Annotated in this window: 9 protein-coding genes; 4 read left to right on the top strand and 5 right to left on the bottom strand. The window is 59.7% G+C overall.

Annotated elements, in window-relative coordinates; translation table 11 throughout:
• Position 1: 1 nt before the first annotated feature.
• A complete protein-coding gene (gene treS, locus ACZZ0B_RS10430; protein ID WP_463545102.1) occupies positions 2-3,343 on the bottom strand; it encodes a maltose alpha-D-glucosyltransferase in 3,342 nt (1,113 codons plus the stop codon).
• A 146-nt stretch (positions 3,344-3,489) separates the two neighbouring features.
• Positions 3,490-5,487, bottom strand: coding sequence for an alpha-1,4-glucan--maltose-1-phosphate maltosyltransferase (locus ACZZ0B_RS10425; protein ID WP_463545101.1), 1,998 nt, complete (start codon positions 5,485-5,487; stop codon positions 3,490-3,492).
• 216 nt (positions 5,488-5,703) lie between these two features.
• On the opposite strand from ACZZ0B_RS10425, the gene ACZZ0B_RS10420 reads away from it, so the two are divergent.
• The gene (locus ACZZ0B_RS10420; RefSeq protein ID WP_008087190.1) at positions 5,704-5,862 is read left to right on the top strand and encodes a hypothetical protein; all 159 of its coding nucleotides are present in this window, start codon (positions 5,704-5,706) and stop codon (positions 5,860-5,862) included.
• 145 nt (positions 5,863-6,007) lie between these two features.
• Here the strand turns inward: ACZZ0B_RS10420 and ACZZ0B_RS10415 are convergent, their stop codons facing one another.
• Positions 6,008-6,520, bottom strand: coding sequence for an MgtC/SapB family protein (locus ACZZ0B_RS10415; protein ID WP_158835580.1), 513 nt, complete (start codon positions 6,518-6,520; stop codon positions 6,008-6,010).
• 123 nt (positions 6,521-6,643) lie between these two features.
• Between ACZZ0B_RS10415 and ACZZ0B_RS10410 the strand changes: the two genes are divergently transcribed.
• From ACZZ0B_RS10410 to mapR, 3 genes are all read left to right on the top strand, one after another.
• Positions 6,644-6,892 (top strand): DUF3203 family protein, encoded by a 249-nt coding sequence (locus ACZZ0B_RS10410; RefSeq protein ID WP_008087195.1) that lies wholly within the window; start codon positions 6,644-6,646, stop codon positions 6,890-6,892.
• A gap of 195 nt (positions 6,893-7,087) precedes the next feature.
• On the top strand, positions 7,088-8,518 hold the full coding sequence (ccoG, locus tag ACZZ0B_RS10405; RefSeq protein ID WP_463545100.1) for a cytochrome c oxidase accessory protein CcoG: 1,431 nt from the start codon (positions 7,088-7,090) through the stop codon (positions 8,516-8,518).
• 240 nt (positions 8,519-8,758) lie between these two features.
• The gene (gene mapR / locus ACZZ0B_RS10400; protein WP_008087199.1) at positions 8,759-10,168 is read left to right on the top strand and encodes a GntR family transcriptional regulator MpaR; all 1,410 of its coding nucleotides are present in this window, start codon (positions 8,759-8,761) and stop codon (positions 10,166-10,168) included.
• A 150-nt stretch (positions 10,169-10,318) separates the two neighbouring features.
• Here mapR and ACZZ0B_RS10395 read toward each other — a convergent pair whose 3' ends face one another.
• The gene (locus tag ACZZ0B_RS10395; protein WP_008087201.1) at positions 10,319-11,065 is read right to left on the bottom strand and encodes an SDR family oxidoreductase; all 747 of its coding nucleotides are present in this window, start codon (positions 11,063-11,065) and stop codon (positions 10,319-10,321) included.
• A gap of 123 nt (positions 11,066-11,188) precedes the next feature.
• Positions 11,189-13,270 (bottom strand): putative bifunctional diguanylate cyclase/phosphodiesterase, encoded by a 2,082-nt coding sequence (locus ACZZ0B_RS10390; RefSeq protein ID WP_463545099.1) that lies wholly within the window; start codon positions 13,268-13,270, stop codon positions 11,189-11,191.
• Between the last annotated feature and the right edge of the window lie 437 nt (positions 13,271-13,707).

Raw genomic sequence — 13,707 nt, 5'->3', positions numbered from 1 at the left:
ACTACTCTCCACCAAGATCGGAAAAGGGTTTAAGCCCCGTCAATAACCCATACAAACCGTGCAACGGCACGGGCAGCCACGTGGGGCGATTTTCGGCTTCATAGGCCACTTCATAGGCCGCCTTCTCCAGACCGAACAATGCCAGCGCAGCGTCGGCCCCTTCAGGATCTTGCCAAGCATGATCAAGACTAGCTGCCGCGCGGCGATATGCCTGAACAAATGCTTCACGCGCTTCAAGCAGATAGCGTTCCGCCACGCGACGGCGGGCGTCTTCGGACTCGGCACTGTGGTCGACGTTGTGGACGTTGATGGTCATCGCCGCCGCGTAATCGAAGGAGCGCAGCACACCACTGACATCTTTGTACGGACTGTGTTTGCCACGGCGCTCGCTCAATGGCCGCGCCGGTTCGCCCTCAAAGTCGATCAGGTAGGCATCGCCTTTGATCACCAGCACCTGGCCCAGGTGCAGATCGCCATGCACGCGAATGCGCAAGCCACCAGTGGCTTTCTTCGCCAGGTCCTGCACATGGGCGAGGATGGTTTTTTTCTCGTCGACCAGCCGTTTCACCAGCTTCTGATCCGCCGCACTGAGTTCGCCCTGATGCTGCTTGAGCAACTTCAGCGCGTGTTCGACTTGAGCAGCAATATCCTTGGCCGTCGCTTGCATGTCCTTGGCGGTGGACACCTGCGGGGCGAAATCGGCGTTGTCGGTCGGTGCCGCGAGCACGTTGTGCATCTCGCCCAGGCGTTGGCCGAGCATGCTGGCAAAATCCTTCAATTCGCCCAGCGCGTTGTAATGTTGCTCCTGCTCGGACATGGCATCGGCAAGTTCATCGCGCAGTGCCCGTTCGAGGTTGTTCTGCGTCCATTCCCAAGCGTCGCCCTGATTGCTCAGATAGCCTTGGGCGATCATCAGCAAGTTGTCTTCGCCCTTGGCATCGCGACGAATCACCGAGCCAAGCAATGGGGAAATATTCTCGAAACCAGCCTCGGTCAGGTACGCGCTCATCTCCAGTTCCGGGTGCACGCCAGAAGCCACTTTGCGGATCAGCTTGAGCACCAGGCTGTTGCCGATCACCACCGAACTGTTCGACTGCTCAGCCGACAGATAGCGCACTTCCGACTCGGCACCGAGGCCGAGTTTTTCCAGTTGCGCCGTCGGTGCGAAACGGATCTCGCCCTCGGTTGATTCCAGCACGGTGTTGTTCTGCATGCCTTGCAGCACGGCGCGAATAAACGCTTCGAGGCTGAACGCATCGGTGATCAAACCGACCTGACGCACGCGACGAACGCGCGACAACGCCAGTTGCTGCGGCAGCGCCGGGCCGACCTGATCTTCGGAGATAAAACCGAACGGCAACTGATAACGGCTGGTCTGGCCAGCGCTGGTGACCTCGATTTCGCTGAGCAGCACCGGATGTTGGGCGTCGCCAAAGCGCACACCGTAGGCCAGATTCACCTTGTCGATGGCCGCGTCCTTGCCGGCGAACCAGCGACGGTTCTGCAGCCAGCTCGGCAGAATGTTTTGCTCCAGCGTCGCGCGGGACGGCGCTTCGAGCAGCTCTTCCATGCGTTTTTTCAGCACCAGCGTGGTGAAGTCCGGCAGGCTCTGCGCAGGTTCCACGTGCCAGCTCGGCATCTGATTTTCCGTGGCAAGCGCAAACCAGTAGAAACCGTACGGCGCCAGGGTCAGGAGGAAATTCAACTGGCCAATCGGCGGGAACGCGTTACCGCCGAGCATCTCCACCGGCACCATGCCGACGTACGCCGACAGGTCCAGTTCCGCCGCTTGCGCGCTGCGCGACACGTTAGCCACGCAGAGGATGATTTCGTGTTTGCCGTCGGCGTCGGTGAATTCGCGGGTGTACGCGAGAATCCTTCGGTTGCTCGGCGAAAGCATCTTCAGCGTGCCGCGACCGAACGCCTTGGACTGCTTGCGCACGGCAAGCATGCGTCGCGTCCAGTTGAGCAACGAATGCGGATCACCCGCCTGGGTTTCGACGTTGACCGACAGGTAACCGTATTGCGGGTCCATGATCGGCGGCAGCACCAGGCTTGCCGGATCGGCGCGGGAGAAGCCGCCATTGCGGTCGATCGACCACTGCATCGGCGTGCGTACGCCGTCGCGGTCGCCGAGATAAATGTTGTCGCCCATGCCGATCTCGTCGCCGTAATACAACGTTGGCGTGCCGGGCATCGACAGCAGCAGGCTGTTAAGCAACTCGACACGACGACGGTCGCGCTCCATCAGCGGTGCCAGGCGTCGACGAATACCGAGGTTGATCCGTGCGCGGCGGTCAGCGGCGTAGTAATTCCACAGGTAGTCACGCTCTTTGTCGGTGACCATTTCCAGGGTCAATTCATCGTGGTTGCGCAGAAAAATCGCCCACTGGCAATTGGCGGGAATTTCCGGGGTCTGGCGCAAAATGTCGGTGATCGGGAAGCGATCCTCCTGGGCTAACGCCATGTACATGCGCGGCATCAGCGGGAAGTGGAACGCCATGTGGCATTCGTCGCCATTCAAGCCGCTGGCGTCGGTGTCACCGAAATACAGCTGGGTGTCTTCCGGCCATTGGTTGGCCTCGGCGAGCAGCATGCGGTCGGGGTAATTGGCGTCGATTTCGGCGCGAATCTGCTTGAGGACGTCATGGGTCTCGGGGAGGTTTTCGTTGTTGGTGCCGTCGCGCTCGATCAGGTACGGAATGGCGTCGAGGCGCAGGCCGTCGATGCCCATGTCCAGCCAGTAACGCATCACCGAGAGCACGGCTTTCATCACTTGCGGGTTATCGAAATTCAAGTCCGGCTGGTGCGAATAGAAACGATGCCAGAAGTACTGGCCGGCGACCGGGTCCCAGGTCCAGTTGGACTTTTCCGTGTCGAGAAAAATGATCCGCGTGCCGTCGTATTTCTGATCGTCATCGGACCACACGTAAAAATCCCGTGCCGCCGAGCCGGGCTTGGCTTTGCGCGCGCGCTGGAACCACGGGTGCTGGTCAGAGGTGTGGTTGATGACCAGCTCGGTGATCACCCGCAAACCACGTTTATGCGCCTCGGCGATGAAGCGCTTGGCATCGGCCATGGTCCCGTAATCGCTGTGTACGCCACGGTATTCGGCAATGTCGTAGCCGTCGTCACGGCGTGGCGAGGGATAGAACGGCAACAGCCAGATGGTGTTGACGCCGAGTTCGGCGATGTAATCGAGTTTGGCGATCAGGCCGGGAAAGTCGCCGATCCCGTCATTGTTGGAGTCGAAAAACGATTTTACGTGAACCTGATAGATCACCGCATCCTTGTACCAGAGCGGGTCTTTGATAAAGGTGGCTGCCTTGGGTTTCTTCGCCATGTGAAACTCCTGCTGAATTCTTGAGAAGCGTCCCACGATGATCGTCCCCACGCTCTGCGTGGGAATGCCGCCATGGACGCTCTGCGTCCGATTTTGGACGCAGAGCGTCCCGGGATGCATTCCCACGCAGAGCGTGGGAACGATCATTACGTAGTGGTGATTCGCCAGATGCCGAACGGCTGGTAAGCCGGGTCTATGCGCATGAACTGGTATTTGCCATGCCAGTCCCAGCGATGTCCGTTCATCAAATCTTCACCATGGGTCGTCGCATCGTCCGGCAAGCCCATTTCCCACAGCGGCAGTTCGAAATTCGCTTCCTGCACGTTATGCGGATCGAGGCTGACCGCGACCAGAATGAAATTGCTGCCATCGGCGCTGCGCTTGCCGAAGTACAGAATGTTGTCGTTCCAGGCGTTGTAGACCTTCAGGCCCAGATGCGTGTGCAACGCCGGGTTCTGCCGGCGGATGCGGTTGAGCTGGGCGATCTCGGCAATGATGTTGCCCGGTGCGGTGAAGTCGCGGACGCGAATCTCGTACTTCTCCGAATCGAGGTACTCCTCTTTACCCGGCACCGGCGCCGCTTCGCACAGTTCATAGCCCGAATACATGCCCCACAGGCCCGAACCCATGGTGGCCAGCGCCGCGCGGATCAGGAAACCCGGACGCCCGGACTCATGCAGGAACGCCGGGTTGATGTCGGGCGTGTTGACGAAGAAATTCGGCCGGTAGCACTCGCGCCACGGCGATTCATTCAGCTCGGTGAGGTACGTGGCCAGTTCGGCCTTGGTGTTGCGCCAGGTGAAATAGGTGTAACTCTGCGTGTACCCGACCTTGCCCAACCGCGCCATCATCGCCGGCGTGGTGAACGCCTCGGCGAGGAAGATCACTTCCGGGTGCAACGCCCGCACATCGGCAATCAACCATTGCCAGAACGGCAACGGTTTGGTGTGCGGGTTGTCGACGCGGAAGATCTTCACACCCTCCTCGACCCAACCGATGACGATGTCGCGCAGCTCGACCCACAGGCTCGGAATCGCATCCGGCGCGTAAAAGTCGACGTTGACGATGTCCTGATATTTCTTCGGCGGGTTTTCCGCGTATTTGATCGTGCCGTCCGGGCGCCAGTTGAACCAGCCCGGATGCTGCTTGAGCCACGGGTGATCCTGAGAACACTGAATGGCGAAATCGAGAGCGATTTCCAGACCATGATCGGCAGCCGCCGCCACCAGTCGACGGAAGTCTTCGCGAGTACCGAGTTGCGAGTGAATCGCCTCGTGACCACCCTCCTCGCTGCCAATCGCATACGGACTGCCAGGATCATCCGGGCCAGCGCTCAGCGAATTGTTGCGACCCTTGCGATGCGCGCGGCCGATCGGGTGGATCGGCGTGAAGTACAACACGTCGAAACCCATGTCCTGGATCATCGGCAAGCGCGAGTGCACGTCATTAAAGGTGCCGTGACGTTTGGGGTCATCGGTGATCGAGCGTGGAAACAGCTCGTACCAACTGGCGAACTCGGCCAGCTCACGCTCGACGTCTACCGGGAATTCAGGGCTGACGCTCAAGTAGGCGCGGTGATCGGCCTCGGCCATCAATTGCGCACTGCGCGAGTGCAGAAACAGCGCGACCTGCTCGGTTTCGAGCAACCCCGACAGTTCATGGTGCAGCGCGGCGAGCTGTTCGCTGAGCTGGCCTTCGCTGCGTTCGGCGGCCTGTTGCACCATCGTCCGGCCTTCTTGCAACTCGAGCGAAACCGGTACGGCGGCGGTGTGTTTCTTCTCCAGCTCGTACTGGAAACTGGCGAAGTGATCGATCCACGCTTCGATGCAATAGAGGAAACGGCCCTGATGCTCAGGGCGGAACTGGCCTTGCCAGCCGTTATTGCCTTGATCGGACATGACCTCGCTTTGCCAGGTCTCCTCGCCTTCCTCGCGCCAGCGAATGCGCACGGCCAATTTGTCGTGGCCATCGGCAAACACCTTGCTGGTGACCACAACTTCGCGTCCGGCAATCGACTTGACGGCAAACTGGCCGCCATCGAGGGTCGGCTGGGTGTTTTCAATGGCGATGCGTGGCAACAACAAGGCCTGCGATAGCGGGATGTGCGGGTTGTAGCTCAGTTCTGAGGGGGTTTCAGCAGTCATTGAGCATCTCTCCTTAACGCCCAAAGGACGCTCTTGTGCCGGTTCAGCGTTCGCAATCGAACGCCCGTCCGGAATGAACTCACTTAGGTTCCGAGCGACCTGCCCCGGGAAAAGTTCAGATGAAATTGCCGTTACAGAAAAGCGGATCGAATTCGCCACGAGGTGGTCAATCCACTTAAGCACTTCTCACGCCATGTGCCACACGGAGGTCCACCGATGAACATCCCGATCCCGGCCGAAACACCCGATCCGAACATCGACAAACCCACCCTGCCCGAAACCGAACCGCAACCGATTCCCGAGCAGGAACCACCAGGCACCACACCACCGCCCAAGGAAGAACCACCAACGACCATGCCCCCCGTGATCCTCTGAATCCGCCACCCCTCAGGTACCTGATCGTTCCCACGCTCGGCGTGGGAATGCAGCCCGGGACGCTCCGCGTCCCCAAGCGGACGCAGAGCGTCCATTGAGGCATCCCCACGCAGAGCGTGGGAATGATCAGCCGGCGCAGGAGCGATCAGTGGTCATCCGTCTTCTGCTCTTCCTTCTCGAAAAACTTCACGATCCGTGGCATCACGCTGAAGATGCCCAACGCCAACAAGGTACTGAGCAACGCCGTCGCCTCTTTGCCCATCCCTGCCGCCACGCCAATTGCCGCTGTCATCCACAGACCCGCCGCTGTGGTCAGGCCCTTTACGTGACCTTCGTCGCCTTCCGGGTTCTTCAAAATAGTCCCGGCGCCGAGGAAACCGATCCCGGCAATCACCCCCTGCAGCACCCGGCTCATCGCATCGGACTCCGCCCCTGACGTTTGCGGCACCAGCACAAACAGCGCCGCGCCGAGTGCCACCAGCATGTGCGTGCGCACCCCGGCGGCCTTGCCTTTGTGCTCACGCTCAAACCCGAGAATCCCGCCGAGAATCGCCGCCATCAGCAGGCGTACGGTAATGCGCGTCAGCTGCGACGCATCGCCGACGTCGGCGAATTCCGCTTGCAGGGTTGCCCACACTTCATGCCACCACGCGTTCATCGTGCAGTCCTTGTTATTGGCTCATAGACGATGGACAGCGGCGACCATTAATCAGTTGCGCAGAACGATCAGCGAAGCGCGCGCCCTAACCTTGCAGATACCCCTGAAAAAAGGACTGCCGCCATGCCTCTGCGAGTCGATGAATCCAATCCCGAGCAAAAAGTGTGTTTTTTCACCGTCGAAAATGGTGAGGAAATTCGCATTTGCGACACCCTTGAAGTCAGGACAGATAGCGACAAAGCCATGTCTTTCGTTGAAATAGAAGGCCGCCGCGTTTACATCACCGAAGCCGAGGCCGACGCCTTGACCGTTGCCGGTGCCAGAGACGGTCGCAAGCACCTGAAGGCCGACGAGAGTGATTCGGTGATTTGACTGACCCGGATCAACACCCGGCGCAAACGTCTGCGATAGGCGTTTGCGCCTTTGTCTGCGGGCTGCTTCAAGTTGACGCAGGCGCTGTGCAAAAAGCCATCTGATCCGCTTTTTATTGAAATACCTGAGTCTGTTATGCAAACAGATCGACGCTCATAGTGCTCTGGCCTGATGGAGGCTGATGAGCGAATAACCATGAGCGAACAAATCCCCGTCCGAACCGTAGAAGCATCTCCCACTATAAAAAGTGTGCCCGCACGCCCAATGAAGGCGACGGCCAAATCCAGCGACAACCAGATTCACACCCGCAGCTTCACCGGTCTGTTTCGCACCTTGCGCATGAGCGGCGCGGGGTTTCTGTTTTTGCTGTTCTTCGGCACCGTGTGGCTGAACTGGGGTGGCCGGCAGGCAGTGCTCTGGGACCTTTCCGAAAGCAAATTCCACATCTTCGGCGCGACCTTCTGGCCACAGGATTTCATCCTGCTCTCGGCGTTGTTGATCATTGCCGCGTTCGGCCTGTTCGCCATCACCGTGTTCGCTGGCCGGGTCTGGTGCGGCTACACCTGCCCGCAGAGCTCGTGGACGTGGATCTTCATGTGGTGCGAAAAAATCACTGAAGGTGAGCGCAACCAGCGCATCAAACTGCAAGCCGCACCGTGGAGCCTGAACAAGCTCGCGCGGCGTGCGGCCAAGCACACCTTGTGGCTGGCGATCAGCGTGATGACCGGCCTGACCTTCGTCGGCTACTTCACCCCGATCCGGCCACTGGCCGAAGAGCTGCTGACCTTGCAGATCGGCGGTGTCAGCCTGTTCTGGGTGCTGTTTTTCACCGCTGCCACTTACATCAACGCCGGTTGGCTGCGTGAAGCGGTGTGCATGCACATGTGCCCATATGCGCGCTTCCAGAGCGTGATGTTCGACAAGGACACCCTCGCGATTGCCTACGACGTGGCCCGTGGCGAAAACCGTGGCCCGCGCAAACGTGACGTCAAACCGCTTGAAGCCGGGCTCGGCGATTGCATCGACTGCCAGTTGTGCGTGCAGGTCTGCCCGACCGGCATCGACATTCGTGACGGCTTGCAGATGGAGTGCATCGGTTGCGCGGCGTGCATCGACGCCTGTGATTCGATCATGGACAAGATGAACTACCCGCGCGGTTTGATCCGCTACAGTTCCGAGCGCGAATTGCAGGGTGGCAAGACGCACCTGCTGCGGCCCCGACTTATCGGCTACACCGTGGTGCTGCTGGCAATGATTGGCGCTCTGGCGCTGGCGTTGGTCGAGCGGCCGATGGTGTCGCTGGACGTGACCAAGGATCGTGGGCTATTCCGCGAGAACGGTCAGGGCCAGATCGAAAACATCTATAGCCTCAAAGTCATCAACAAGACCCAGCAACGCCAGGACTACAACCTGACGCTGGTGGATGGTGATGGCTTCCAGCTGCAAGGCAAGACCGAACTGAGCCTGGCACCGGGGGAAATTGTCGATGTGCCGGTGTCGGTGGCGATGACCACGGAGCGCCCGGCCAGCAGCTCGCAGACCCTGAGCTTCAAGATTGCCGACAGCGATGAGCCTGAGGTTTACAGTGTGGCGAAGAGCAGGTTTGTTGCGCCGATGAATCGCTGAACCGTTAGAATCCGGCCCCTCACCCCAGCCCTCTCCCAGGGGTAGAGGGGGCCGACCGAGGTGTCTGTCGCTATACATCGACCTGACAGACCGAGTCGATTATGGATTCAGCAAAGCATGTTCAGGTCGGTGTAGTTCACAAGCATCCCCCAATCAGTCCCCTCTCCCTCTGGGAGAGGGTTAGGGTGAGGGGCAGTTCTCCTGACACACCTCATCATCAACCAGCACCAAGGCTCCTCGATGAAACGCTACGAAAAATTCGCCGACGACATCGCTGAACTGATCCGCTCCGGCGTCCTCGGCCCCGGCCAGCGCGTGCCTTCGGTGCGTTACGCGAGCCAGACCTACGGCGTCAGCCCGTCCACGGTGTTCCAGGCGTATTACCTGCTGGAACGCCGTGGCCTGATTCGTGCCCGGCCGCGCTCCGGGTACTTCGTCAACACCCACGCGCCAAGCCCGTTTTCCGAGCCCGTCATCAGCAGTCACGTCAATGACTCCACCGAAGTCGATGTCAGCGAACTGGTGTTCTCGGTACTGGAATCGATCAAGGACCCGAGCACCGTACCCTTCGGCTCGGCGTTCCCCAGCCCGACGCTATTCCCGCTGCAACGCCTGTCGCGTTCGCTGGCCAGCGCCGCCCGCGAGATGGACCCGCGCATGGTTGTCACCGACATGTCGCCGGGCAACCCGCAACTGCGTCGACAGATAGCCCTGCGCTATATGGTTGGCGGCCTGATGCTGCCGATGGAAGAACTGCTGATCACCAACGGCGCCCTCGAAGCACTGAATCTTTGCCTGCAAGCGGTGACCGAGCCCGGCGATCTGGTGGCCATCGAGGCCCCGGCGTTTTACGCCAGCCTGCAAGTGCTGGAACGGCTGAAACTCAAAGCCGTGGAAATCCCCGTGCACCCGCGCGACGGCATCGACCTCGGCGTGCTTGCGCAGACTCTGGAACGTCATCCGATCAAGGCCTGCTGGTGCATGACCAGTTTCCAGAACCCGATGGGCGCGACCATGCCTGAGGCGAAGAAACAGGAACTGGTCGAACTGCTGCGCCGTCATCAGGTGCCGCTGATCGAAGACGACGTCTATGCCGAGCTTTATTACGGCCAGCAGGCACCGAAACCGGCCAAGGCCTTCGACACCGAAGGTTTGGTCATGCATTGCGGCTCGTTCGCCAAGAGCCTCGCCCCCGGCTACCGCATCGGTTGGGTGGCCGCCGGGCGTTACGCGCAGAAAATCGAACGGCTGAAACTGATGACCTCGCTGTGCGCCTCGATGCCGGCGCAAGCGGCGATTGCCGACTATCTGCAACACGGTGGCTACGACCGGCATCTGCGCAAATTGCGTTACGCACTGGAAGAACAACAGAGCGCGATGCTCGCCGCGATTGCCCGCTACTTCCCGGCACAGACACGGGTCAGCCAACCGGCAGGCGGCTACTTCTTGTGGCTGGAATTACCGCCGCAGATGGATTCGCTCAAGCTGTTTCAGATGGCATTGGCGCAGGGCATCAGCATCGCACCGGGACCGATTTTTTCGCCGACGCAGCGTTTCAGGAATTGTATTCGCCTTAATTACGGCAGCCCGTGGACCGAGGATTCGGAAAAGGCCATGGAGACGTTGGGGCGGATTGTGCGGTCGTTCTGATAATTCGATGTTGAATGCGCGGGCCTCATCGCTGGCAAGCCAGCTCCCACAGGTTTCTTGGTCTCTCACACATTTTGTGTACGCTGAAGATCCCTGTGGGAGCTGGCTTGCCAGCGATGGCGCCGCAACTATTCACACACATTGAAAAAATTAACGCCCGCCACCGAGATCAACAAACGTCCCCGTCGCATACGAAGCCTTATCCGACAACAACCAGACAATTGCCTCCGCCACCTCATCCGGCCGCCCCCCACGGGCCATCGGAATCGCTGACTCCAGCTTGCTGACCCGATCCGGATCGCCGCTCAGTGCGTGGAAATCGGTATAGATGAACCCCGGACGTACTGCATTGACGCGAATCCCCTCGCCCGCCACTTCCTTGGACAAACCGATGGTAAACGAGTCCAGCGCGCCTTTTGAGGCGGCGTAATCGACGTACTCATTCGGCGAGCCCAGTCGCGAGGCTACCGAGGAGACGTTGACGATACTGCCGCCCTGCCCGCCGTGTTTGGGCGACATGCGCAGGATCGCGTGCTTGGCACAGAGGATTGGCGCCAGCACGTTGGTTTTCATGATTTTGAGGATGCGGAATTCGGACATTTCATCGACCCGAGATTTGTGTCCGACGGTGCCAGCATTGTTCACCAGTGCGGTGACGCGGCCCAATTCGGTGTCGACCCGGTGAAACAGCGCGACCACTTCGTCTTCGATACTGACGTCGGCGCGGACCGCAATGGCTTGTGCGCCCAGAGCACGGACTTGTTCCAGCACGCTTTGCGCGGCCTGTTCGTCTTGCTGGTAATTGATGCAGATCCGATAGCCTTGCTCGGCAGCCAACAGCGCCGTAGCGGCGCCGATCCCGCGCCCGCCACCGGTGATCACAATGACTTTATCCATGCTGGCCTTTCCCCCCAATGCACCCATAACAGTCGGGGGAAAGAATAACCGCCCTTGACGGGTTTTGCATGGGCTGTGTTGGCAGCAGAACCGCCCATGCAAAACCCCTCACCACAATAAACCTCAGACTGCTGACAGTTCCTTGCCGCGCACGATGTCTTGCATGAAGCGCTCCGCCGGCATCGGGTGCCCGAGCAGATAACCCTGCAACGAATCACAGCCCAGCTGAGTGAGGAAATCCTGTTGCACGCCGGTTTCAACACCTTCGGCGACAATGCGCAAACCCAGTGCCTGACCCAGCGCGACGATCGCCGACACAATCGCCGCATCATCACTGTCGTGCTCGAGATCGCGGACAAAACCACGGTCAATTTTCAGCTCATTGGCCGGCAGGCGCTTGAGGTACATCAGGCTCGAATAACCGGTACCAAAGTCGTCGATGGACAGGTCGACGCCCATGTCCGACAACTCCTGCAACACAGTCATGCTCGCGTCAGCATCGCTCATGGCCGTGGTTTCAGTGATTTCCAGCGTCAGGCTATTGGCCGGCAAATGATGCGTAGCCAGTGCCTTGGCAACGCTTTGTACCAGCCCGGCATGGCAGAACTGCAACGCCGACAGGTTCACCGCAATACGCCAATCGGTGTAACCCAGCACGTACCACTCGCGCATCTGCCGGCAAGCCTCGTTGAGCACCCATTCGCCGATCGGGATGATCAGGCCGGTCTTCTCCGCCAGTTCGATGAACTTGTCCGGCATGAGCATGCCGTGCAGCGGATGCTGCCAGCGCAACAGTGCTTCGGCACCAACCGGGTTACCCGTGGCGGCGTTGAACTTGGGTTGGTAATACAAGCTGAACTGGCTGTGTTCCAGTGCCGCGCGCAGGTCCTGCAACAGCTGCAACTGCTTGCGCGCGTTGTTGTTCATCGACGCGTCAAAGAAGCTGTAACCGTTTTTGCCGAGCCCCTTGGCGTGGTACATCGCCGCGTCGGCATTCATCAACAGTTCCTGAGCGTTCAGGCCATTGCCCGGGTACAGAGCAATGCCAACGCTGGCGGAAATCTGCAAATCATGTTCGGCAACACGGAACGGCCGCGCAATCAGGCCTACCTGACGCGCCGCCAGACCCAATGCATCATTGGGTTCGGTCAGGCGCACCAACAGCACAAACTCGTCGCCGCCAATCCGCGCCAGGGTGTCCAGGCTGCGCAGGTCTTCACGCAGACGCACGCCCACCTCGCGCAACAACTGATCGCCCATGTGGTGGCCGAAAGCATCGTTGACCGGTTTGAATCCGTCCAGATCGATAAACATCAAGGCAAAACAGCCGCCCTGCTCATGGACTTTTTTCATCGCCTGATTGATCCGGTCATCGAGCAGCATGCGATTGGGTAGACCGGTCAGGGTGTCGTGTAGCGCCAGTTGCGTGAGTTCGCGGTTGGCCACCGTCAGCGAGTGCGCCAGATCGGCGGTGCGCGCTTCGAGGCGTGCGTCGAGGATCGATGTGAGCAATGCGATCGACAGCACCGCCAGCGTGGTGATCAGCACCAGGCTGTCGAGGCCGTTGCCCTTCAGACCATTGAGGGTGGCGCCGCAGAAGCTGCCATCGGGAAACTGCGCGGCGGCCATGCCGGTGTAATGCATGCCGACAATGGCAATGCCCATGATCACCGCTGCCCCGGCGCGAATCAGGCGCACATAGGGCGAATGCTGGCGCAGGCGAAAGGCGATCCACAGGGCGGCGGCCGAAGCACCGACGGCGATCAGCAAGGACGCGCCGAACAGCGCCGGGTCATAGTCGATCCCGGGTGTCATGCGCATGGCGGCCATCCCGGTGTAATGCATCGCGCTGATGCCGGCGCCCATGATCAAGGCGCCGAATGCATGCTGCAGGATCGGCAATTTCGGCTGGCTGACCAGCCACAAGGCAAACCCGCAGGACAGCACCGCGATCAGCAGCGACAGCGCGGTAATGGTGATGTCGTAGCCCAGATCGATCGGCAGTTTGAAGGCGAGCATGCCGATGAAGTGCATCGACCAGACGCCGACACCCATGGCCAGCGCACCGCCTGCCGTCCAGAAATGCACGGCACGTCCCTTGGCGGTGGCAATGCGCCCGGTCAGGTCAAGTGCGGTGTATGACGCGAGGATCGCCACGCACAGCGAAATGAAAACCAGGGTGAACGAATAACTACCGATGAGCATGTGCATTCTCGTGGCGACCCGATCCGTACTGCGTCCATTCTCGGCCGGGCAAATGCGCCGATTGTACTGATTGCACAGAAGAACGCACTGACAAAGTAATCAAATTGCCACTAACCCGATGAAACGTTTGTTTGATCGTCCTACAAGGCTCTGGAAAGCACTTCTCCCCCCGTAGGAGCTGCCGGAGGCTGCGATCTTTTGACCTTGATTCTTTAACAAGCAAGATCAAAGGATCGCAGCCTCGTTTCACTCGACAGCTCCTACATAAGCCGCCGCCCCTGTAGGAGCTGCCGGAGGCTGCGATCTTTTGACCTTGATTCTTTAACAGGCAAGATCAGAGGATCGCAGCCTCGTTTCACTCGACAGCTCCTACATAAGCCGCCGCCCTGTAGGAGCTGCCGCAGGCTGCGATCTTTTGACCTTGATTCTTTAACAGG

The organism is Pseudomonas sp. AC247 (assembly GCF_979258015.1).
The sequence above is the reverse complement of the archived record's forward strand: the minus strand, read 5'-3'. Positions and strand labels throughout refer to the sequence as shown.

Excerpts from the sequence above, each read along its gene's own strand:
- ACZZ0B_RS10395 (WP_008087201.1), bottom strand. The coding sequence starts at position 11,065 with ATGGATAAAGTCATTGTGATCACCGGTGGCGGGCGCGGGATCGGCGCC.
- ACZZ0B_RS10420 (WP_008087190.1), top strand. The coding sequence starts at position 5,704 with ATGAACATCCCGATCCCGGCCGAAACACCCGATCCGAACATCGACAAA.
- ACZZ0B_RS10410 (WP_008087195.1), top strand. The coding sequence starts at position 6,644 with ATGCCTCTGCGAGTCGATGAATCCAATCCCGAGCAAAAAGTGTGTTTT.
- ACZZ0B_RS10425 (WP_463545101.1), bottom strand. The coding sequence starts at position 5,487 with ATGACTGCTGAAACCCCCTCAGAACTGAGCTACAACCCGCACATCCCG.
- mapR (WP_008087199.1), top strand. The coding sequence starts at position 8,759 with ATGAAACGCTACGAAAAATTCGCCGACGACATCGCTGAACTGATCCGC.
- treS (WP_463545102.1), bottom strand. The coding sequence starts at position 3,343 with ATGGCGAAGAAACCCAAGGCAGCCACCTTTATCAAAGACCCGCTCTGG.
- ACZZ0B_RS10390 (WP_463545099.1), bottom strand. The coding sequence starts at position 13,270 with ATGCTCATCGGTAGTTATTCGTTCACCCTGGTTTTCATTTCGCTGTGC.
- ACZZ0B_RS10415 (WP_158835580.1), bottom strand. The coding sequence starts at position 6,520 with ATGAACGCGTGGTGGCATGAAGTGTGGGCAACCCTGCAAGCGGAATTC.
- ccoG (WP_463545100.1), top strand. The coding sequence starts at position 7,088 with ATGAGCGAACAAATCCCCGTCCGAACCGTAGAAGCATCTCCCACTATA.